The following is a 21,331-nucleotide window of genomic DNA, read 5'->3' as shown; positions in this document are numbered from 1 at the left end:
CCCGATGACTGAAACGACACCTCCCGCGGGCGCGATGGCGCGCTATCCCAGTCTCGCCGGCCGCAGCGTGCTGATCACCGGCGGCGCCACCGGCATCGGCGCCAGCTTCGTCGAACACTTCGCCCGCCAGGGCGCGCGCGTCGCCTTCCTGGACATCGACGATGCCGGCGCGAAAGACCTGCTGGCCGGCCTCGGCGCGGTCGAGCACGTCCCCGTCTACCTGCGTTGCGACGTGACCGACCTGGACGCACTGCACGCGGCCATCGCCGATGCGCGCCGGAACGTCGGGCCAATCGCGGTGCTGGTCAACAACGCCGCCAACGACGGGCGGCATGGCTTCGGCGACACCACGCCGGCCGACTTCGAGCGCAACATGGCGGTGAACCTGCGCCACCAGTACTTCGCCACCCAGGCGGTGGTAGCCGACATGCGCGCGCTCGGCGGCGGCTCGGTGATCTGCCTGGGCTCCACCGGCTGGATGATCAAGAACGCCGGCTATCCGATGTATGCGATGGCCAAGTCCGCCGTGCATGGGCTGGTCAACGGTCTGGCGCGCGAACTGGGCGCGGATCGCATCCGCATCAACGCGCTCGTGCCGGGCTGGGTGATCACCGAAAAGCAGCGGCGGTTGTGGCTGGATGCGGAAGGCGAGGCGCAGATCCGGCGCGCGCAGTGCCTGCCCGGCCATCTGCAAGCCGAAGACCTGGCGCGCGCGGCGCTGTTCCTGGCCGCCGACGACAGCCGCATGTGCACCGGCCAGGACTTCATCGTCGACGGCGGCTGGGTGTGAACATGGACGTGAGCATCGTGGTGCCCGCCGGCAACCGGCTCGGCGAAGGCGTGTTGTGGTGCGACCGCGAACAAGCGCTGTACTGGACCGACATCCATGCCGCGCGGCTGTGGCGGTACGCGCCCGCGAGCGGCAAGGTCGATCAGTGGCCGCTGCCGGAGCGCCTGGCCTCGTTCGCGCTGTGCGAGGCGGAAGGGTGGCTGCTGCTGGCGCTGGCGTCGCGGCTGGCGTTCTTCCACCCGCAGCGCTACGAGTTGCGCGAGCTGCACCGCATCGGCATCGTGCCCGAGACCCGCGCCAACGACGGCGCCTGCGACCGGCAGGGACGCTTCGTGTTCGGCACCCTGCACGAACCGGCGCGAGGTCCCCGATACGCGGTGGGCGGATTCCATCGCCTGCATGCCGACCTGTCGCTGGAAGCCCTGCCGCTGCCCCGCGTGGCGATCGCCAACAGCGTCGCCTTCAGCCCCGACGGCGCGACCATGTACTTCTGCGATTCGCTGCGGAAGGTCATCCAGCGTTGCGACTATGGCGACGCATTGGGTCCGGCTTCCCCCTTCGCCGACCTGACCACGCAGGACGGCGAGCCGGACGGCAGCGTGGTGGATGCCGACGGAGGGCTGTGGAACGCGCAATGGGGCGCGGCGCGGGTGGTGCGCTACCTGCCCGACGGCCGTGAGGATCGCCGCGTGTCTATTCCCGCCACGCAGCCGACCCGCCCGGTCTTTGGCGGCGCCGATCTGCGCACGCTGTACGTCACCAGCGCGCATGACGGCCTGGACGCGGATGCGCGCGAGCGTGATCCCCATGCCGGTGACGTGTTCGCCTTCACTCCCGGCATCGCCGGGCTGCCGGAGCCCCGGTTCGCCGGCAACCCCGACGCCAAGCCGCGCCGCTGACGCGCGCCCCCTCCCGCGGAGATCCCATGACGCTTTCCACACTCGACGTTGGCATCGTGCTGGCCTACCTGGCCGCCATCTTCATCCTGGCGCAGTGGGTCTCGCGCGAGAAAGCGGGACACGAGAAGTCCGCGCAGGATTACTTCCTCGCCAGCCGCGCCCTGCCCTGGTGGGCGATCGGCGCCTCGCTGATCGCGGCCAACATCTCGGCCGAACAGATCATCGGCATGTCCGGTTCCGGCTACGCGATCGGCCTGGCCATCGCCTCCTATGAGTGGATGGCGGCGCTGACCCTGTTGATCGTCGGCAAATGGTTCCTGCCGATCTTCCTGCGCAACGGCATCACCACCATGCCGCAGTTCCTGGAGGAGCGTTACGGCAATCGCATCCGCACCCTGATGGCGGTGTTCTGGCTGGGCCTGTACGTGTTCGTCAACCTGACCTCGATCCTGTGGCTGGGATCCATCGCGGTCTCGCAGGTGGCCGGCCTCGATCAGAACCTGGCGCTGATCCTGCTCGGCACCTTCGCCCTGGCGTACCAGTTGTACGGCGGCCTGAAGGCGGTGGCGCTGACCGACATCGTGCAGGTGTCGCTGCTGGTGCTGGGCGGATTGCTGGTCACCGGCATCACCCTGGGCCAGATCGGCGATGGCAGCGTGATCGACGGGTTCACCACGCTGTGGCGGCAGCAGCCGGAGAAGTTCGAGATGATCCTCGACCCGGCCAATCCCTTCTACAAGGATCTGCCCGGCCTGTCGGTGCTGCTGGGTGGCATGTGGATCGCCAATTTGAGCTACTGGGGTTTCAACCAGTACATCATCCAGCGCGCGCTCGCCGCCAAGGATATCCGCGAAGCGCAGAAGGGCGTGGTGTTCGCCGCGTTCCTCAAGCTGCTGATGCCGGTGATCGTGGTGCTGCCGGGCATCGCCGCGGTGGTGCTGGCGCCGCAACTGGAACGCCCGGACGCGGCCTATCCGACAATGATGCGGTTGCTTCCCAGCGGGGTGCTGGGACTGGTGTTCGCCGCGCTGGTGGCGGCGATCGTCGCGTCGCTGGCGTCCAAGATCAATTCGGTGGCGACCATCTTCACCCTCGATTTCTACGCCAAGCGCGATCGCGAGGCCTCGCAGGCCAAGCTGGTGCGAGTGGGCCGCATCGCCGCGGCCGTGGCGATCCTGGTGGCGGTGCTGACCGCGCGTCCGCTGCTGGGCGGATTCGACCAGGGTTTCCAGTACATCCAGGAATTCACCGGCTTTTTCACTCCCGGCATCGTGGTGATCTTCCTGCTGGGACTGTTCTGGAAGCGCGCCAACGAGGCCGGCGCGCTCGCCGCCGCGATCGGTTCGTTCCTGCTGTCGCTGGCGCTCAAGCTGGCGTGGCCGGCGCTGCCATTCATGGATCGCATCGGCCTGGTGTTCCTGCTGGCGCTGGTCCTGGCCGTGGGCGTCGCGCTGGCGACACGCGCCAGTGGCGATCGCGATCGGATCCGCACCGCCGACGTCAGTTACGCCACCGCGCCTTCGTTCAACGTTGCCTCGCTCGCGGTCGTTGCCATCCTGGTCGCGCTGTACGCGGTTTTCTGGTGATGGGCATGCGCGCGCTTCGCATGTCGGCGCAAGGCGCGCTCCTGGCGGGCCTGATGCTGGCCGCGGCCCCGATCTGGGCAGTCGAGGTGCGCTGGACCGATACCGCCACCGTCGCCGCACGGGACGCCGGCTGGGGTCGCATGACCCGGCTGACCGACGGCCGCTGGCTGGCGGTGACCACGCGCTTCCACAAGGACTGGCCGACCACGCTCGCGCTGTCCGTCAGCGACGACCACGCGCGCAGTTGGCAGCCCTGGTCGGAACTGGCCGAACCCGGACGCAAGATCGACAACGGCGAAGTCCTCGCCCTGCCCGATGGGCGCGTGCTGCTGGCGATGCGCTCGCTGGTGGACGGCGTCTCCTACCGGTTGCATCTCTACGCTAGCGATGACGGCGCCCGCAGCTGGCGGTTCCTGAGTGTCATCGACCAGAACGAAACGCCCGGCGGCCGCAACGATCGCGGCGTATGGGAACCGGTGCTCACCCTCCTCGACGACGGCACGCTGTCGGTCCTGTATGCGGACGAGACCCTGGCCGACGGCCAGCCGGCCTACAACCAGGTGGTTTCGCAGCGCCTGTCGCGCGATGGAGGACGCAGTTGGGAATCCAGGGCGGTGATCGCCGCTCAGCCCGGCGGCGGCGCGCTGCGACCCGGCATGCCGGTGATGGCGCGGCGTCCGCAGGGCGGCTACGTGCTGGTGTTCGAAATCTGTGGCGAAGACAAGCACTGCCCGGTTTCTTCCAAAATCTCGCCCGATGGCCGTTCCTGGCCCGCCGGACTGGGCACGCCGCTGGCGGATCAGCGCTGCGGGCCGCAGATCACCACCACCACCCGCGGCACGATGTTCGTCACCTCCTGCCAGAACGAGATCAGCGTGAGCGAAGACGGTGGCGGAAACTGGCAACGCTTGCCCGAACCCGCCTGGCCAATCGGTTTCCGCCATTCATGGCCGGCCGTCTACGAGATCGCGCCCGACGAAATCGGCGTCATCAACGTCACCGAGGGCGGCCGCGTGCAGATCCGGTTCGGTACCTACTGAAGCCGCGACATCGCGCGGCAAGGCGCAGGCTTACCAGTCGATCCGCAACGCGAGCGATCCGTTCCTGGCTTCACCCAGGGTATCCAGGTTCCAGTACCGCCGGTTGAACAGATTGTTGACGTTCGCGGTCACGGTGGCCATGCGTCCGCCGATCTGGGTCCGATACTGCAGTCCCACGCTGGTGAGGGTACGCCCGGGAATCAGCACGCGGTTCGCGTCCTCGTAGTACTGGTCGCCGGAGTGGCGCACGTTGCCGTGCAGGCTCAGGCCGCTCACCGACGGCGGCCGATACTCGAAGTTGGCCACGATCTGGCGGCGCGAGGATCCGGCGGGACGATTGCCCTGCAAAGCGGCGTTTTCCGGCGACAGGTCTTCCAGGCTCGCGTCGAGCCACAGGAAACCCAGTCCAAGGTCGAGATCGTGGGTGAGGCCGAAGCTGCCGATGGCCTCCAGGCCGCGATACAGCGTCAGGCCATCTTGTACCCGGTACCGTTCCGCGCCGCGCCACTGGTCCACCTGGGCCGCACGCTCGACGCGGAACGCCGCGGCGGTGAAGCCGAAGCGGCCGGCCTGGTACTTCGCGCCGATTTCGTACTGTTTGCTGGTGGTCGGATCCAGCGCTTCGCCCGCATTGACGTAAGGCGGTTCCGCGTCCATCGCCACGCGGCCGGCGGCTTCCAGCGATTCCACGTAGCTGGCATAGAGGGACAGGTTGTCCACCGGCTTGTAGACCAGGGCGAGCGTCGGTGTCAGCGATGAGGTGGTATAGCGCGAATCGGATTGGGGATCGCCGTCCAGGTCCTTCTGCTCGTAATCCACGTGGCGCACGCCCAGGACGGCTTGCCAGTGATCGCCGAAATGCATCGTGTCGCTGACGAACAGCGACTTCTGCCGTTCGTCGTAATCGACCGGGCCAAAGCCGAAGTCGGGGACGTGCGTCGACAGGAAGTCCAGCCGCCGATACAGGTTGCCGTTGAAATCGTTGCTCCAGTACCAGTCCGTTCCCCAGCGCTCCCACTTGCGCTGGTAGCTGGCACCGAATACCAGTTCGTGCCGGAGCGCGCCGGTCGTCGCTTCCCCCGTCACCAGCAGCTGGCCCACGCTGTTGCGCAGATCGCCGGCGAAGTTGTAGACGTTGCCGGCATAGTCGCCCGCCTCGTTCAGCAGGTCGGCGAACATCTTGTTGGAGTAGTGCTCGCGCCGGCTGCTGCCGATCGTCAGATCGATGCGCCAGGCATCGCCCAGGCGCCATTCCAGCCCGGTGGTCGCATGCAGTGTCCGGGACTTGTAGTAGCCGTTGCGGACGATGACGTTCTCGTAGTCGTAGGTCGGCTTCGGCAGGCGCGTGCCCTCGTAGCGATCCCAATAGAAGTACAGCGGTTCGTGCTTGAGGTTGCTGTCCTCGCTCACCACTTCGGCGTGCCAGCGCAGGGCGTCGCCGATGGGCCGGTCCAGCGCCAGCGAAAGCAGCGTGCGGTCGATGCCCGCGCCGTTGTACGCATCGCCCTGTTCGGTCGCCGCATTGACGCGCAGGCCCAGCGAATCCGGCCCGTCCACCCGTTCACTGGTGTCCACGCGCAACGCGTACGCGCCGTCGTTGCGATAGCCCAGCGTGGTGGCCAGCAGCGGCGTGTCGGTGGGGCGCTTGAGCCGGTAGCTGATGATGCCGCCGGGCGAACCGAAGCCGTACATGAAGCCGCCCAGGCCCTTGAGCGCCTGCACCGACTCCACGGCTTCCAGCGGGAACTCGCCGCCCCACTCCATCAGCATCGGCACCCCGTCCACGTAGTGGTTCAGCACACCGATGCCACGAATCTGCGTGCCCCACCAGTTGGTGGTGGCCGAAGGCTCGGCGGCGAACACCGACGGGTCGTTGATGAAGACCTGGCCCAGCGTGGCGGCGCCACGCTTGTTGATGTCCTCCTCGTCCACCACCGTCACCGAGAACGGCGTATCCAGCAGGCGCTTGTTGCCCAGCACGCCCACGCCGGCATCCTGGTCCAGGTTCAGGCCGACGCGCCGGCCCTCGACATGGATCGTGTCCAATTGCTTGGCTCCATTGCCGGCGGGCGGATCCTGCGCGGTCGCTTCCTGCGCGCGTGCGCCGGAGGTCGCCAGCATCAGGCCGAGGCAGAGGAGGGAATGGCGCGGCAGCGCGGTACGGATGGCGTGCGGGAACAAGGCGATACCCCTGGTGGAACCCGGAACGGGAGTCGAGACGTGGATAGCGGGAAGAGTCGAATGCGGCGGCGTCAGCGGCGAGATCCTGTCCACGGCGCCAGCACGCGCAGCGCGCGCGGACGCCATGCCAGTGACATCGCGATCACCAGTGCCGAGAACGCCAGCGTCATCACCCAGACCAGGACCGCCATGGAGGCGTGATCCACGCGCAGGCACAACGCCAGGGCCGCGCCGATGCCCGCCGCGCCCAGCCAGCGCAATAGGCGCGATGCGGTGGCAGGCAATGCCCTGCCCCATACCTGCTGGGCGTGCGCCTGCATCGACAGCGCCAGCCAGCCCATGCCGGCCAGGCCGGCCAGTACGGCGACCGCGAGCAGCCAGTTCGACACGGCGGCGTCAGACATGCGCCGCCTCCCCGCCTGTCATGCGCGCATCCGCCGCGACCGCGCGGCGCCTCAACCGGCGCGCGGCCAGTACGGCCAGCCCGGCGGTGGCCAACAGCGCCAGATCGATGCCGGCCACCGGCCAGTAGCCCACCGACAGCGTGCGCAGCAGGTGATCGCCGGTGGTAATCCAGTTCAATCCGACCGCCGCCAGCGCGAAGACGGCGATGGCCCAGCACTGTTCGCGCCACGCCGGGTTCGGCAAGCCCTTCGACACCGGCGCGCTGCGCAGGGCGGCGTGCACCAGCGCGAGGCACCAGACGCCCCAGAACGCGTACTTCTCCCAATCGCCGCGCCCCGGCAGCGCCTCCGGCAACAGCCGGTTGGCGATCAGGATGCCCAGGGTCGCCAGCACCATGCCGGTCACCGTGGTGACGGCCAGCGCATCGACCACCCGCGCGCCCTGGCTGCCCTGCTGCGCGTGCTGGCGCTTGCGCTTTTCCACGAAAAAGATGAAACCGGTGGCGATGCACACCGCGCCGGCCAATCCGCCCAGCACGTACAGCCAGCGCAGCAGCCAATGGCGGAAGTGCTGCAGGTGCAGGCCGGTGAGGAATTCGCTGACGCGGCCGACCGCCGTGGCGGGCGGATCCTCGCGGATCAGCTCGCCGGTGGCCGCCTTGAAGTGGACGCCGTCGCCGACCAGCGCGATGCGATCGGTACCGGCGCGATAGACGCTGACGTAGCCGTTGGCATCGCCCACGTGCTGCAACACCAGGAAGCCCACATCACCAGCCTTGTCCTTTGCCGCCCACCGCCGCTTCGCCTCGGCCACCATCGCATCCACCGGGGCCAGCCCGGCCGGCACGCCGGAGCGCTCATGCGGCAGGCCGGTTTCCCGCGCATCCACCTGCGCGTGCAGGTCGTGCAGTTCGTGCAGTTGGGTATGCCCGACCGGGAAATAATAGGTGGCGGCGAAAATCACCAGGCCGGTGAAGGCGAAGAAGAAGTGGAACGGCAACGCCACCACGCCGGTCAGGTTGTGCAGGTCCAGGGTGCTGCGCAGGCGCGCCTTGCCCGGGCGGAAGGTGAAGAATTCGCGGAACAGCTTCCGGTGCATGACCACGCCGCTGACCAGCGCGGCGAGCATCACCAGCGCCGAGAAACCGACGATCCAGAAACCCAGGTTCTTCCAGTCCCAGGTCAGGCTGTAGTGCATCGGATAGAAGAACTCGCTGCCGATCTTCAACTGGTCGTCGCGCAGCGCAGTTCCATTGCGCGGATCGATGGTGCCGTAGGCCCAGATGGCTTCTTCCGGATCCTTGGCGTTGGGCACCTCGTAACCCGCGTACAGGGCCAGCACCGGATCGCGGTGGGTGGTGTAGGCGCTCCAGCTGACCACCGTGTCGAACCGCCGCGGCATGTCGCCGTTCACGCGCGGGCGCATCTGCTCGATCGCCTCGGACGTGGGCTGCATGCGTTCGAAGGCCGGACGCAGGACCTGTTCGAACGAAGGCATCGGCTGGGGCTCGAAACGGGTGGCCGGCAGCGCCCAGCGGTCGAATTCGCGATCGAACACCGACAGCGCGCCGAAGAAGAACGCGGCCATCAGCACGAAGCCCAGCACCAGGCCGAACCAGGTATGCAGCCAGGCCATGGCCTGTCGGAAACTGTTGTGCATGGCGTCTCTCCGTCTCAGGCCAGCATCGATTGCAACAGCGAAGCCGCGCCGGTCATCAGCGCGCCCGCCGCCAGCAACACCGCCCATGCCCGGCCCAGCCGGCGCGTGGCGATGGTCCACAGGAACACCGCCAGATAGGCCAGCAGGCCCAGCAGCGCGCCCATGAACTCGGCATCGTGGAAATCCAGCCCGGCGGCGAACAGCAGCGCGGTCACCAGCGCGACCGCGCCCCAGGCGAAGGCATAGCCGCCCAGCACCGCCGCGCACACGCGCGAGGCCACGCGAAGGCGGGAGGTGGCGGTGGCCGATGGCAATGTGGTCGTGCGTGACATGGCGTACAGAACCTCTTCGGCGGTGGACGGCGATCAGAACCGCCAGTTCAGGCTCAGCGTGTAGTTCGCGGGCGCGCCGTAGTAACCGCTGTAGCGCAGCGTGTTGATGTATTTCTCGTCGGTCAGGTTGTTGGCGTTCAGGCGCAAGGTGGCATTGGGCAGGAAGTCCCAGGCCAGGTAGCCGTTGATCACCGCGTAGCTGCCCTGCCTCACGGTGAAGCCGTTGCTCTCCACGTTGGAGATCTCGCTCTGCCAGCGGCCACCGATGCCGTAGGAGAACGCTGTGTGGCCCGGCAGGCGCGCGCTCAGCATCAGGTTGGCGGTGCGGCGCGGTACCCAGCGATAGGTGTCGTCGCCATCCTGACCGGTCAACTTCAGCGCGGTGGCACCGAGCACCAGATCCATGTGCTCGCCGATCCGGCCGGTGGCCTCGAACTCGATGCCGCGGGATTCCACGTCCACGCCGGTGTAGTAGAACTGGCCGTTGTCGTTGTAGCCGGCACCGGTGGCCAGGTTGTCCTGCTTGGCCTGGAACACCGCCAGCGTGGTCAGCAATCGCTTGTCCAGCCAGTCGGCCTTCACGCCGATCTCGTAGTTGGTGCCCTTGGTCGGGTCGAGATAGCGCTCGTTCTCGTCGGACTGGCTCTGCGGCTGATAGATGTCCGAATAGCTGACATAGCCCAGCACATGCGCGTTGAAATCGAAGGTGAGGCCGGCGTAGGGGCTGGTGTGGCCTTCGGTCTGGTCGAACACCACGCCGTAGTTCACGCCATCGCGGTGGTATTGCGCGTAGTTCGCGCCCACGACGGCCTTGAGGCGATCGGTCAGCGCCAGCCGGGTGGCGCCGAAGGCGCGCTTCAGTCGCTGGTTCAGGGTGCTGTAAAGCGAAGCGCTGCCCCACTCCGGTTCGGGGATGATGTTGCCGGCCCACGGGAATCCGGGCATCTCGATGTAGCCGAACAGATCGCTGTCATAGACCGCGTTGGCGTACTCGTAGCTGCGGGTCTCGCTCTTGGACCAGCTGACGCCGAACATCACTTCCTGATCGCGCCCGCCCATCTGGAAATGGCCGTTGGCGGTCAGCGTGCCCAGGTGCGCGGTCATCTCGTCCTCGCCGCGCCACGGATAGCCGTACAGGCCCAGGTGGGTGCCCGGTTCCAGCCCGGTGCCGGCGTAGTCGGTGGCGTAGAACAGCTTGTCGTCGTTCTCCACCTTGCGATAGTTGTAGGTCGCCTTCAGTTGCCAGTCCGCGCCCAGCTGGTGGGTGTATTCGGCGAACGCGTTCTGCTGGGTGGTGTCCCAGTAGGTCCAGTCCTGGGTGGTGGAGGCGCTGCGATCCCACTCGGCCTGCGTGCCGTCGCTGTACATGAAGGCCAACGCGCCCCACATGTTGCCGTCGGTCTGGCCCTTCTGCCAGGAATAGCCGAGGGTGAGCGTGCCGTTCTCACCGATCTGGCCATCGACGACGCCGTACAGGAAATCACGCTGGTCCTGCTTGGCGCGCAGCCAGGAGTCTCCCTTTTCATGCGCGGCGACAAAGCGCCCGGCCCAGCGGCCATCGGCGGTGAACGGCGTCGAGTAATCGGCTTCGGCGCGCACCGTGGCCCAGGAACCGTAGCTCAGTCCGAACGCGCCCTGGCGCTCGTTGGTGGGGCGCTTGCGCACGTAGTTGATGGTGCCGGCGGCATTGCCCACGCCGGTCAGCAGGCCATTTGCGCCGCGGATCACTTCCAGCTTCTCGTAGCCGAACGTGTCCATGGCACCGGTGACGATGCCCCAGTCGTTGGGCAGGCCGACGCCATCGACCTGCGTGTTGGCGATGTCGAAGCCGCGCGAGGTGAAGGTGGTCCGATTGGTTTCCCACTCGTCCACCTGGATGCCGGTGGCCAGGCGTAGCGCTTCATTGAGGCTGTCGGCGCCGAATTCGCGCATCTGGGTGGCGTCCACGACGCTGATGGACTGCGGCGTGTCCTTGATGTCCAGGTCCAGGTTGGTGGCGCCGTTGCTCACGCGGTTGGCACGCTGCGCGACCACCAGCACGGTGTCCAGATCGGTGGCGGCGTCGCTGGCGACCGTCGGGACGGCGGCGGTTTCCTGGGCCGAAGCCAGGGAGGTCGCCGACAGCGCGGCCAGGGCCAGGCAAATCGCCGCGCCGAGGCGGTGGGTGGCGGGCGGGGCACGGAAACGGAAGAACGGGGACGGAGGGGTGGGACGCATGGGGGGTGATCTGCTGGTCGGAATGGCGAGGGGGTCGGCAGGACGTCCGGCCGCCGCCCACCCGCACGCGGCGCGCCGACACAGCACGGGCCGGCAGCGGGTGCCGGCGGCTCCTGCGGCCTCACATTAAATGCGAATGACTATCGTTTTGCAATTCATTCGCATTTGTTTTGCCCGGTTTGCCCGGAGAATGCCCTGTTCAGGGGCCAAGCGGCGGTCGCCGGCACCGGATCGGGCATGGGCCCCTGCCCCGCCTAGACCGGCTGCCACCGGTATGGCCGGGGCGTCGCCGGTGGTCATCACCCCTTCCCCGCCCCCCGCGCTACGAACGGTTGCGGCGACCCGCGAATTTCGCCAGCGCGATCTTGGTCCCGAGCAATATCGGGACCGCCGCCACGAACAGCAATGCCACGGCCATGAACGCGGTGTCGAACGCGATGACCGTGGCCTGGCCTGCCATCGCCTTGCCCAGCAGACCAAACGACGCGCGGGTGGCGGACGCCAGGTCCATGCCGTGACCGGCGAGCATCGCAGTGGTTGCGGCCAGCCGTTCACCCAGGGGCGCGCCACCGGCGGTGACGTGGCCACCAAGCACCGTCGCGTTGATGTGGGTTTCGTGCTCGATCAGGGTCTGCAGGCCGGCCACGCCGATCAGGCCGCCCAACTGGCGACCGGTATTGAACAGGGCCATGCCGCTGGCCAGGTTCCGCGAAGGCAGATGGCTGAAGGCAATCAGCGTGATCGACAGGAACAGCAAGCCCAGGCCGAATCCACGCAGCAGGATGGCCGCCATCATGTCGTCGGCGCCGCTTGCGCGATTCGATCCCGACAGCATCCACATGGCCGTCATGATCATCAGGATGCCGAACGGCACCGTGGCCACGGGCGGCAGCCGGCGCGCCTGCATCAGGTAAGCGGCGATCAGGAGCGCCACGATGAACAGGCCGCCGCCGGGCAGGAGCAGTCGCCCGGCGTCGGTCAGGGTGAAACCCAGCACGGACACCGCGAACGCCGGGATCAGGTAACCGCTGCCGAACAACGCGGCACCGGCCACGAAGCTGACGACGAAGGCAAAGCAGAATTCCTCGTCCGCGAATACCGAGAAGTCGACCAGGCCCCGGCCGCGCATCCGCAACTGCCAGCCGATGAACCCCAGCAGGCTCGTCGCGCCTATCGCGGTCATCCACGCAATGCGTGGTTCCTGGAACCAGTCCCACCGGTTGCCCTGGATCAGGGCATAGCCCAGGCAGAAAAACGCGACACCCGCCAGGGCGAAGCCGATTCCGTCGAAAGGCGCGGGCGCGTCGTTCACCGGCATGTCCGGCATCTCCGCCAGCAGCAGGATGCCCGCCGCCGCCAGCGCGATCGGCACCACTCCGAAGAAAATCCAGGTCCACGCCTGGGTATCGAGCAACCAGCCCTGCAGGGCGGGCGCCAGCGTCGCGGGTGCCACCACCGATCCCATCGCGAACAGCGCCTGCAAAAGCGGCTGGCGCGAACGCGGGAAGGCCAGGAACAGCAGCGCCTGCCCGGCGATCAGCAGCACGCCGCCGGAAACCCCCTGCAGGCAGCGCAGCGCGATCAGCAGATCCAGCCGCGCGGTGGCCGCGGCGAACAGGCAAGCCACTCCCATCATCAGCGCGGCGCCGGCAATCACATCGCGTGCCCGCAGCCACGCGATCAGCCAGGGCGCCAGCAGGAAGCCGACCAGCTTCATCGACACGTAGCCCACGTCCAGCCAGGCGAATTCGTCCGGCGTGGCATGGGTGTCGCCGATGATGTCCATCCGCCCTAGCGACAGCACGGTACCGGCAACGGCTTCCGTCAGCGTGGCCAGCACGATGCCGGCGACGAGCAACGATCCCGTGGCGGAGCGGGCATGGGCCGGCGCGGCGGCCACGTCCAGGTTCACGACCCGGCCCGTCGATCGATCCACACGCGCGCGCTCAGGCCGGGCACCAGACGCGCCGGCAACGGTTGCCCGGTGAAGCGGATTTTCACCGGCACCCGCTGCACGACCCTGACGAAGTTGCCGGTGGCGTTGTCCACGGGCAACAGGCTGAAGGACGAGCCGCTGCCGGGCGCGAAGCTGTCGACCACGCCCCGGAACGCGGCGTCGGGGTAACCGTCGATCTCGATGCGCACGCGCTGGCCGGGGCGGACGTCCGCCAGTTGCGTTTCCTTGAAATTCGCCACCAGCCACAGGTCATCGACCGGCACGATGTCCAGCAGCGGCGCGCCCGCCGTGACGAAGCGGCCGACCCGCACCTGGCGATTGCCGACGACACCATCCAGCGGCGCCCGCACCACGGTGCCGTCCAGATCGATGCGCGCCAGGTCGCGCAGCGCGATGGCCTGGGCCACCGCCGCGAGCGCGGCTTCGCGCTGGGTGGCGAGCACGGCGATCCTGCGTGTCTGCGCTTCCACCGTCGCCGAAGCCGCCGATACGCCAGCCTCCGCGCGCGAGCGCGCCGCGTCGCTTTCATCCACCTGGTCCTGGCTGACGAAACGACCGCGGATCAGCTCGCGTCGTCGATCGGACACCTTCGCCGCCAGCCGCATCTCGGCCAGCTGCGAATGCCGTTGCGCACTGGCCTGGCGGATGAGCGCCTGTTGCAACGCGGTCTCCGCATCGACGTTGACCAGCCGCGCCTGCGCCGCCTGCACGTTGGCCTCGGCCTGGGCCAGCCGCGCCCGGTAGTCGCTGTCGTCGATGCGGAACAGCACATCGCCCGCGCGCACCGCCTGGTTGTCCCCGACCTTCACTTCCCGGACGTAGCCGGCGACCTTGGGCGCCAGCGAGGTGACATCCCCGCGCACGTAGGCGTTGTCGGTGGACACGCTGGCGCCGGCACGCGCCCAGGCCCAGCCGGCCCCGACGGCGATGATCGCCCCAAGGCACAGCAGCACGCCGATTTTCCGGGCGCGGCCGCGCGGAGGTGCCGGTGCTCCGGGGTTGGGCGCCGCCCCTTCCCCTGCGCGGGTATTTTCTTCAGACGAAGGCATGTCGGTTCCTCCTCGCGATGGTCCTGACGGCGCAGCGGTCACGCAGCCGCGTTCGAACGGACCAGCCAGTCCTCGAAACGGATCGCGCCCAGGCGCGCATCGGGACCGGGCGTCAGCGACTGGTCGTCCAGTTCGCCGCCGAAGTAGCGCGCATGCACGTCCGCCACGACCTTGCGCGTGTCTCCCGTCACCGCGAACAGGCGCTTGGCCATTTCGTCGAGCGGGACGGCCTCCGGGCCGGCGATCTCGATCGTGCCGTCGATTGGCGTTGCCTGCGCGACATCGGCCAGCGCGGCCACCACGTCGTCCGATGCAATGGTCTGGATGAGCGCTGGCGACAGGCGGACTTCATCGCCGACGACGGCCGCCTGGGCGATGCCGGCGACGAATTCGTGGAACTGGGTGGCGCGCACGATGGTGTACGGAAGTCCCGAGGCCTTGATCAGGTTCTCCTGCGCCACCTTCGCGCGGAAGTAGCCGTTGTCGGGATTGCGTTCACTTCCGACGATGGACAGCGCCACGTGGTGGCGTACGCCGGCGGCGGCTTCGGCGGCCAACAGGTTGCGGCCGGAGGTCTCGAAGAATTCCAGCACCGCCTGGTCGTCCCAGGCCGGTGCGTTCGCCACGTCGACCACTACCTGAGCACCGTCCATGGCCTCGGCCAGGCCTTCGCGGGTAATGGTGTTCACCCCGGTGCCCGGGGCGGCGGCCAATACTTCATGACCGTGATTGCGCAGGGTGGCGACGAGTTTCGAGCCAATCAGGCCGGTGCCCCCGATGACGACGATCTTCATTTGCATGTTCTCCGCTGGGTCAACGGCAGGACTTGCCGCCGATGGAGAAAGTTTGCGCGCCGGTCCCGGCGAAGTCCTTGCGGCGACCTTCAAGAAACCTTGGAATTCGCTTGGATTCGCGCCGGCGCCGGGACTGGCCGCCGGCCCGGTTCGGTACGGCCGTGCAATTCAATCGGGTACCATGACGCGATTCCCTCGGGCACGGGGCGCGAGGGTTCGGCAAGGGCGTTGACCGTGCGATTCGCGTTCGAAGACTGCTTGCTCGATGACGAGCGCCGGGAACTGACGCTGCGCGGGCAGCCCGTTTCCATCGGCCCGCAGGTCTTCGATCTGTTGCTGTACCTGGTGCTCCATCGTGACCGCGTGGTCGGCAAGGACGAACTGCTGCAGGTGGTATGGAGCGGCCGGATCGTCTCCGAGTCCACGGTCGCCAGCCACATCAACGCCGTGCGCAAGGCGATCGCGGACACCGGCTCCGAACAGCGCCTGTTGCGCACCGTCGCGCGCAAGGGATTCCGCTTCATCGGCGAGATCCGGGACGACGACATCGCGCCGGTACCGGCCCTGCCGGATGCGCATGGCAGCGGCGTCGGCGCGCTGTCCGCACCGATGCTGCCCGACAGGCCCTCCATCGCCGTGCTGCCGTTCCAGAACCTGAGCGGTGACAGTGGCCAGGAGTATTTCGCCGACGGCGTGGTCGAGGACGTCATCACCGCGCTCTCGCGCGTGCGCTGGCTGTTCGTCATCGCCCGCAACACCAGCTTCGCCTACAAGGATCATCGGGTGGATCCGCGGACGGTCGGCCGCGAGCTGGGCGTGCGCTACGTACTGGAAGGCAGCGTGCGCAGGGCTGGCAACAAGGTCCGCATCACCGGGCAGCTGATCGACGCCTCGACCGGCACGCACCTGTGGGCCGAGCGCTTCGAGGGCACGCTCGACGATATCTTCGAGCTGCAGGCGGAGGTTGCCGAAAGCGTGGTTGGCGCAATCTCTCCGCAGTTGGAGCGCGCGGAAATCGAACGCGCCAAGCGCAAGCCGACCCAGAGTCTGGATGCGTACGACTACTACCTGCGCGGGGTCGCGAACCTGCACAGCGGCAGCCGCGAAACCATCGAGGAAGCGCTGCGCCAGTTCTATCGCGCCATCGAGCTGGATCCGGAATACGGTTCGGCCTACGGCGGGGCGGCCTGGTGCCATGTCTGGCGCAAGGTCAATGGCTGGATGATCGACCGGCCCGCGGAGGTCGCCGAGGGCGTGCGCCTGGCGCGGCTGGCGGTGACCTGGGGACGGGACGACGCGGTGGCGCTGACCCGCGGTGGCCATGCGCTGGGCCACCTGACCCGCGATCTGGACGGCGGCATCGCACTGCTGGATCGGGCGGTGCTGCTGAATCCGAACTTCGCACCGGCCTGGTTCCTGGGCGGTTTCCTGCGCATCTTCCACGGCGAATCGGAAAGCGCGATGGCGTTGTTTTCCCGCGCGGTTCGGCTGAGCCCGCTGGATCCGGAAATGTTCCGCATGCAGGCGGGCATCGCGCTGGCGCACTTCTTCGCCGGCGATTTCGATGCCGCATCGATCTGGGCGGAGAAAGCGCTCAGCAACCTGCCCTCGCTGCTGGTCGCCGCCGTGGTGGCGGCGGCGAGCCATGCGCTGGCCGGACGCGCGCGGCAGGCCGGCCTCGCCGTCGCGCACGTGCGCGCGCTGGATCCGTCGCTGTCCCAGTCCAGCCTCGCCGACTGGCTGCCCATCCATCGCCCGCAGGATCTCGCGCGGCTGACCGAAGGGCTGCGCCTGGCGGGCCTGCCCTGACGGCTGCTTGGCGGGATCATCCGGCCTTGTTCCGGAGCTTCCCTACGAGGCGGGCGCCGCAGTCGACCCGCGCAACATCAGACTGAATTCCAGCGTCTGCTGATGCGGCACGTCCACGCCCTCGATGATGGCGAGCAGCAGCTTGACCGCACGCATGCCGATCTCGCGCATCGGCTGGCTGATGGTGGTCAGCGGCGGGTTGAGGTAACGGGACGAGGCCAGATCGTCGAAGCCGACGATCGAGAAGTCCTCCGGCACGCGGATGCCCAGATCCCGGCACGCGGCCAGCATGCCCAGCGCCATCTGGTCGCTGAAACAGAATGCGGCGGTCGGCGCGGCCGCCTGGCCCAACAACCGCTTCGCTGCCGCATAGCCGGATTCCACCGAGAAGTCGCCCGGCACGATCGTCAGCTGACGCAGGCGGCCGCGCGCCCTGGCCGCGATCCGGGCCCCTTCCAGCCGCTGCTGGTGCAGCGGATTGTCGGGCGGTCCGCCGATCACGGCGATCCGCTCATGCCCCAGGCCGTAGAGATGTTCCATCGCGGTGCGCGCGGCGGCGGCGTTGTCGATGTGGACACTGGGAATGCCCAGCGCCGGATCGAATTCGCTGCCGTTGACCACCGGCGCGTTGGCGCCGAGTTGCCGGACGATTTCCTGCGCCGTTGGCGGCAACCGGTGCCCCAGCACGATCAGGCCATCGGCTTCGTTGCGCGGAAGCATCTGCGCGTAGCGCTCCTCCCGATCCGGCTGGTGCTGGGTATCACCGAGCAGGACGGCGTAGTCGGCCGCCTGCGCGGCTTCCTCCGCACCCTGCAGGATCTGGGCGAAGAACGGATTGGCGATGTCCGGGACCGTGACCAGGATCTTGCTGCTGCGTTGGGTCTTGAGCGTCCGGGCCACCGTGTTGGGGACATAGCCCAGCGCGGCCGCCGCCTGTTCGATGCGCTTGCGCGTGGCCGGCAGGACCTTTTCCGGCCGCGACAGCGCGCGCGACACGGTGCCTGCCGAAACGCCGACGTGCTTCGCGATGTCGTAGATGGTCGCCATGTCAGTCCCGGGTTCCCCGATGCGGTGCACAACGCGTGTCCGGGTTGGCCCATGCTAGGATAATGCAATCGATTGCATCGAGGCGGATTGACGTGAAAACACTCAAGGGTCCCGCGCTGTTCCTGGCGCAGTTCATCGGTGACAAGCCTCCTTTCAATCGTTTGGACACGCTGGCCGAATGGGCCGCGGGGCTCGGCTATTCTGGCCTACAAGTGCCGACCAGCGCGCCCCATATCTTCGATCTCGCCCAGGCCGCGCAGAGCCAGGCCTACTGCGACGACGTGGCCGGCATGCTGGCCGGACACGGTATCCAGATCACCGAGCTGTCCACCCACCTGCAGGGACAACTGGTCGCCGTCCATCCCGCCTACGACAGCCTGTTCGACGGGTTCGCCCCGCCGGAACTGCGCGGCAATCCCGCCGCGCGGCAGGCCTGGGCCGTCGAGCAGGTGAAGCTGGCGGCCAAGGCCAGCCAGCGCCTGGGGCTGAAGGCGCATGCCACGTTCTCCGGCGCGCTGGCCTGGCCTTACTTCTATCCCTGGCCGCAACGGCCGCCCGGCCTGGTGGAAGAAGCCTTCGCAGAACTCGGCCGCCGCTGGCGCCCGATCCTGGATGCCTTCGACGCCTGCGGCGTGGACCTTTGCTACGAGATCCATCCGGGCGAGGACCTGCACGACGGCGCGACCTTCGAGCGTTTCCTCGAAGCGGTCGATCACCATCCGCGCGCCAAGATCCTCTACGACCCCAGCCACCTGCTGCTGCAGCAGATGGACTACCTGGGTTTCATCGACCGCTACCACGAGCGCATCGGCATCTTCCACGTCAAGGACGCCGAGTACCGCGCCAGCGCGCGCAGCGGCGTCTACGGCGGTTACGAGAACTGGATCGATCGTCCCGGCCGGTTCCGCTCGCTGGGGGACGGCCAGATCGACTTCAAGGCGATCTTCTCCAAGTTCGCCCAGTACGACTTCCCGGGCTGGGCCGTACTGGAATGGGAGTGCTGCCTGAAGCATCCGGAAGACGGCGCGCGCGAGGGCGCGCCCTTCATCCGCGACCACATCATCCGCGTCACCGAGCGCGCCTTCGACGACTTTGCCGACAGCGGCGCCGATCCGGAAGCGTTGCGCGGCATGCTGGGGATTTGAACCAACACCGACCTGGGAGGGGAAGTCATGACGTTCGCCATGTCGCGCCTGAGCGCGATGATGTTCCTTCAGTTCTTCATCTGGGGTGCGTGGTTCGTCACCCTGGGCACCTATCTGGTACAGGGACCGCTGAAGGCCAGCGCCAGCCAGGTGGCCACCGCGTTCCTCAGCCAGTCCATCGGCGCCATCGTCGCGCCGTTCCTGGTCGGCCTGGTCGCCGACCGCTACTTCGCCGCGCAGCGCATCCTGGCGGTGTTGCACCTGGCCGGCGCGGTGTTGATGTGGGTCGCGTCCACAGCCACCAGCTTCAACACCTTCGCGACCTGCGTGATGGTGTACATGCTGCTGTTCATGCCGACGCTGGCGCTGGTCAACAGCATCGCCATGCGCCACATGCAGTCGCCGGAAAAGCAGTTCCCGCTCGTCCGCGTCTCCGGCACCATCGGCTGGATCGTCGCCGGTGTGCTGATCGGCTGGCTGGGCTGGGAACAGGCCCATCGCCTTGAACTCACCTTCCGCATGGCCGCGGCGGCCTCGCTGGCGCTCGGCCTGTATGCGCTCACCCTGCCGCACACGCCGCCGCTGGCGCAGCAGCGCAACGCGGGCGTCGGACAGATCCTGGGACTGGACGCGCTGCGCCTGCTGAAATCGCGTTCGTACCTGGTGTTCTTCCTGGCCTCGATCGCGATCTGCGTCCCGCTGTCGTTCTACTACAACTTCACCAATCCCTATCTCAACGATCTGGGCGTGCGCGGCGCGGCCGGCCTGCAGTCGCTGGGCCAGGTGTCCGAAGTGCTGCTGATGCTGGCCATGCCGTTCCTGTTCGTGCGGCTGGGCGTGAAGACCATGCTGGCGGTCGGCATGGCGGCGTGGGTGCTGCGTTACGGCATGTTCGCCTATGGCGACGCGGGCAGCGGGTTCTCCCTGCTGGTGATCGGCATCGTGCTGCACGGCATCTGCTACGACTTCTTCTTCGTCACCGGCCAGATCTACACCGACGCGCATGCCGGTCCCGACACCCGCAGCAGCGCGCAGGGTTTCATCACCCTGGCCACGTATGGCGTCGGCATGCTGATCGGCACCTTCCTGTCCGGCGCGGTCGTGGAGCACTACACCACCGCGGCGGGTCCGGACTGGCGGCAGATCTGGCTGTTCCCGGCGGGCGTCGCGCTGGTGGTGCTGATCGCCTTCCTGTTCCTGTTCCGTGATCGACCGGCCGCCGCCGCGTCGTCCGCACATTGAGGATTGCGTAGATGAGCAAGCTTGGAGTCGCCATCGTCGGCACCGGCATGATTGGCGCCGTGCATCGCCGCGCCGCGTTGCTGGCGGGTGCCGATGTCCGCGGCGTGGTCGGTTCGTCGCCTGGGCGCGGGAAGGAAGTGGCGCAGGCCTGGGATATCCCGCGCGCCTATCGCGACATCGAGGAAGCGCTCGCCGACCCGCAGGTGCAGGTCTTGCACGTGTGCACGCCCAACCATCTGCACCGGGCGATGGCGCAGGCCGCGCTGGAAGCCGGCAAGCACGTGATCTGCGAGAAGCCGCTGGCCACCACCCTGGAGGACGCCAAGGCGCTGGCGGCGCTGGCCGCCTCCACCGGACGGGTGGCCACGGTACCGTTCGTCTACCGCTACCACCCGGTCGTGCGCGAAGCCCGCGCGCGCATCGCCCAGGGTGAACTGGGTCCGCTGCGGCTCATCCACGGCAGCTACCTGCAGGACTGGCTGCTGGATCCGGCCAGCAACAACTGGCGCGTGGATCCGGCGCTGGGCGGCGCTTCGCGCGTGTTCGCCGACATCGGTTCGCACTGGTGCGATCTGGTGGAATGGGTCAGCGGCGAGCGTTTCATCGATGTCAGCGCCGCCTTCGAAACCGTGATCGCCGAACGCGCCGCCGCCACCGGCCAGAGTTTCGCCACGCCGGCGGCGGGCGGTGCGATGCAGGCGGTGTCGAGCGAGGACGTCGCCGCGGCCCTGTTCAAGACCGCCAACGGCACCCTGGCCTCGCTGACCGTCAGTCAGGTCTCGGCCGGTCGCCGGAACCGCCTGTGGTTCGAAATCGATGGCGCCCAAGCCAGCGTGGCGTTCGATCAGGAAGACAGCGAACGCCTGTGGATCGGCCTGCCCGACCAGCGCGAGGAAATCTTCACGCGCGGACCGGGTGCCGGAAGCGCCGAACAGCGCCGGCTCTCGGTGCTGCCGGCCGGCCACGCGCAGGGCTACGGCAACTGCTTCGAGGCCTTCGTCGCGGACACCTATCGCGCCATCTTGGCCGAACGGCCGGAAGGGTTGCCGACGTTCGAAGACGGACTGCGCTCGGCACTGATCGTCGATCGCGTCATCGCCTCGGCCCGCTCGCGCGCCTGGACCCCCATCGCCTGAAAACACGAAGACAGGCCCCGACCGCTTTTCTTTCCTGTAGTCA

At 67.9% G+C, this 21,331-nt stretch carries 17 protein-coding genes; 8 read left to right on the top strand and 9 right to left on the bottom strand.

Translation table 11 applies throughout. From position 1 onward, the window contains the following. Positions 1-4 precede the first annotated feature (4 nt). Genes IB228_RS19150 through IB228_RS19135 form a run of 4 tightly spaced genes read left to right on the top strand, consistent with a single transcriptional unit; the run spans position 5 to position 4,315 of the window. On the top strand, positions 5-790 hold the full coding sequence (locus IB228_RS19150) for an SDR family oxidoreductase (protein WP_183639470.1): 786 nt from the start codon (positions 5-7) through the stop codon (positions 788-790). A gap of 2 nt (positions 791-792) precedes the next feature. Beyond that, positions 793-1,689 (top strand): SMP-30/gluconolactonase/LRE family protein, encoded by an 897-nt coding sequence (locus IB228_RS19145; RefSeq protein WP_192199570.1) that lies wholly within the window; start codon positions 793-795, stop codon positions 1,687-1,689. A 26-nt stretch (positions 1,690-1,715) separates the two neighbouring features. Further along, positions 1,716-3,275, top strand: coding sequence for a sodium/sugar symporter (locus IB228_RS19140; RefSeq protein ID WP_192199569.1), 1,560 nt, complete (start codon positions 1,716-1,718; stop codon positions 3,273-3,275). Positions 3,276-3,280: 5 nt separating this feature from the next. After that, positions 3,281-4,315, top strand: coding sequence for a sialidase family protein (locus IB228_RS19135; RefSeq protein WP_192199568.1), 1,035 nt, complete (start codon positions 3,281-3,283; stop codon positions 4,313-4,315). 30 nt (positions 4,316-4,345) lie between these two features. Here the strand turns inward: IB228_RS19135 and IB228_RS19130 are convergent, their stop codons facing one another. From IB228_RS19130 to IB228_RS19095, 8 genes are all read right to left on the bottom strand, one after another. Continuing rightward, the gene (locus tag IB228_RS19130) at positions 4,346-6,496 is read right to left on the bottom strand and encodes a TonB-dependent siderophore receptor (protein WP_225562553.1); all 2,151 of its coding nucleotides are present in this window, start codon (positions 6,494-6,496) and stop codon (positions 4,346-4,348) included. 71 nt (positions 6,497-6,567) lie between these two features. Next, the gene (locus IB228_RS19125) at positions 6,568-6,900 is read right to left on the bottom strand and encodes a DUF3325 domain-containing protein (RefSeq protein ID WP_183639474.1); all 333 of its coding nucleotides are present in this window, start codon (positions 6,898-6,900) and stop codon (positions 6,568-6,570) included. Then, on the bottom strand, positions 6,893-8,560 hold the full coding sequence (locus IB228_RS19120; protein ID WP_192199567.1) for a PepSY-associated TM helix domain-containing protein: 1,668 nt from the start codon (positions 8,558-8,560) through the stop codon (positions 6,893-6,895). Before IB228_RS19120 ends, IB228_RS19125 begins: the two co-directional genes overlap by 8 nt. Positions 8,561-8,574: 14 nt before the next feature. Beyond that, on the bottom strand, positions 8,575-8,892 hold the full coding sequence (locus IB228_RS19115; RefSeq protein WP_192199566.1) for an iron uptake protein: 318 nt from the start codon (positions 8,890-8,892) through the stop codon (positions 8,575-8,577). A 33-nt stretch (positions 8,893-8,925) separates the two neighbouring features. Continuing rightward, a complete protein-coding gene (locus tag IB228_RS19110) occupies positions 8,926-11,109 on the bottom strand; it encodes a TonB-dependent siderophore receptor (RefSeq protein ID WP_192199565.1) in 2,184 nt (727 codons plus the stop codon). Positions 11,110-11,431: 322 nt separating this feature from the next. Continuing rightward, entirely contained in the window at positions 11,432-13,021 is a 1,590-nt protein-coding gene (locus tag IB228_RS19105) for an MFS transporter (RefSeq protein WP_343227110.1), read from the bottom strand. Further along, complete coding sequence (locus IB228_RS19100) at positions 13,018-14,019, bottom strand: HlyD family secretion protein (RefSeq protein ID WP_343227109.1); 1,002 nt, start codon at positions 14,017-14,019, stop codon at positions 13,018-13,020. Before IB228_RS19100 ends, IB228_RS19105 begins: the two co-directional genes overlap by 4 nt. A 134-nt stretch (positions 14,020-14,153) precedes the next feature. Continuing rightward, the gene (locus tag IB228_RS19095) at positions 14,154-14,909 is read right to left on the bottom strand and encodes an SDR family oxidoreductase (protein WP_192199563.1); all 756 of its coding nucleotides are present in this window, start codon (positions 14,907-14,909) and stop codon (positions 14,154-14,156) included. A gap of 234 nt (positions 14,910-15,143) precedes the next feature. Between IB228_RS19095 and IB228_RS19090 the strand changes: the two genes are divergently transcribed. Further along, complete coding sequence (locus IB228_RS19090) at positions 15,144-16,718, top strand: winged helix-turn-helix domain-containing tetratricopeptide repeat protein (protein ID WP_192199562.1); 1,575 nt, start codon at positions 15,144-15,146, stop codon at positions 16,716-16,718. 42 nt (positions 16,719-16,760) lie between these two features. On the opposite strand, the gene IB228_RS19085 is transcribed toward IB228_RS19090, so the two are convergent. After that, positions 16,761-17,765: a LacI family DNA-binding transcriptional regulator gene (locus IB228_RS19085; protein ID WP_192199561.1), complete on the bottom strand. Its 1,005-nt coding sequence runs from the start codon at positions 17,763-17,765 to the stop codon at positions 16,761-16,763. 92 nt (positions 17,766-17,857) lie between these two features. Between IB228_RS19085 and IB228_RS19080 the strand changes: the two genes are divergently transcribed. The 3 genes from IB228_RS19080 to IB228_RS19070 are packed head-to-tail and all read left to right on the top strand — an operon-like array spanning position 17,858 to position 21,288. Next, positions 17,858-18,910, top strand: a complete 1,053-nt coding sequence (locus IB228_RS19080; RefSeq protein WP_183639482.1) for a sugar phosphate isomerase/epimerase family protein — start codon at positions 17,858-17,860, stop codon at positions 18,908-18,910. A gap of 27 nt (positions 18,911-18,937) precedes the next feature. Then, positions 18,938-20,152: a nucleoside permease gene (locus tag IB228_RS19075; protein ID WP_183639483.1), complete on the top strand. Its 1,215-nt coding sequence runs from the start codon at positions 18,938-18,940 to the stop codon at positions 20,150-20,152. 11 nt (positions 20,153-20,163) lie between these two features. Then, the gene (locus tag IB228_RS19070) at positions 20,164-21,288 is read left to right on the top strand and encodes a Gfo/Idh/MocA family oxidoreductase (protein ID WP_192199560.1); all 1,125 of its coding nucleotides are present in this window, start codon (positions 20,164-20,166) and stop codon (positions 21,286-21,288) included. The last annotated feature ends 43 nt before the right edge of the window (positions 21,289-21,331 follow it).

The sequence above is a fragment of the Pseudoxanthomonas sp. PXM04 genome (assembly GCF_014851695.1).
In the GTDB taxonomy this organism is placed as follows: Bacteria; Pseudomonadota; Gammaproteobacteria; order Xanthomonadales; family Xanthomonadaceae; genus Pseudoxanthomonas_A; species Pseudoxanthomonas_A beigongshangi.
The sequence above is the reverse complement of the archived record's forward strand: the minus strand, read 5'-3'. Positions and strand labels throughout refer to the sequence as shown.

Coding starts and splice junctions, on each gene's coding strand:
- IB228_RS19150 (WP_183639470.1), top strand. CDS start 5: ATGACTGAAACGACACCTCCCGCGGGCGCGATGGCGCGCTATCCCAGT.
- IB228_RS19145 (WP_192199570.1), top strand. CDS start 793: ATGGACGTGAGCATCGTGGTGCCCGCCGGCAACCGGCTCGGCGAAGGC.
- IB228_RS19140 (WP_192199569.1), top strand. CDS start 1,716: ATGACGCTTTCCACACTCGACGTTGGCATCGTGCTGGCCTACCTGGCC.
- IB228_RS19135 (WP_192199568.1), top strand. CDS start 3,281: ATGCGCGCGCTTCGCATGTCGGCGCAAGGCGCGCTCCTGGCGGGCCTG.
- IB228_RS19125 (WP_183639474.1), bottom strand. CDS start 6,900: ATGTCTGACGCCGCCGTGTCGAACTGGCTGCTCGCGGTCGCCGTACTG.
- IB228_RS19120 (WP_192199567.1), bottom strand. CDS start 8,560: ATGCACAACAGTTTCCGACAGGCCATGGCCTGGCTGCATACCTGGTTC.
- IB228_RS19115 (WP_192199566.1), bottom strand. CDS start 8,892: ATGTCACGCACGACCACATTGCCATCGGCCACCGCCACCTCCCGCCTT.
- IB228_RS19110 (WP_192199565.1), bottom strand. CDS start 11,109: ATGCGTCCCACCCCTCCGTCCCCGTTCTTCCGTTTCCGTGCCCCGCCC.
- IB228_RS19095 (WP_192199563.1), bottom strand. CDS start 14,909: ATGAAGATCGTCGTCATCGGGGGCACCGGCCTGATTGGCTCGAAACTC.
- IB228_RS19085 (WP_192199561.1), bottom strand. CDS start 17,765: ATGGCGACCATCTACGACATCGCGAAGCACGTCGGCGTTTCGGCAGGC.
- IB228_RS19075 (WP_183639483.1), top strand. CDS start 18,938: ATGACGTTCGCCATGTCGCGCCTGAGCGCGATGATGTTCCTTCAGTTC.
- IB228_RS19070 (WP_192199560.1), top strand. CDS start 20,164: ATGAGCAAGCTTGGAGTCGCCATCGTCGGCACCGGCATGATTGGCGCC.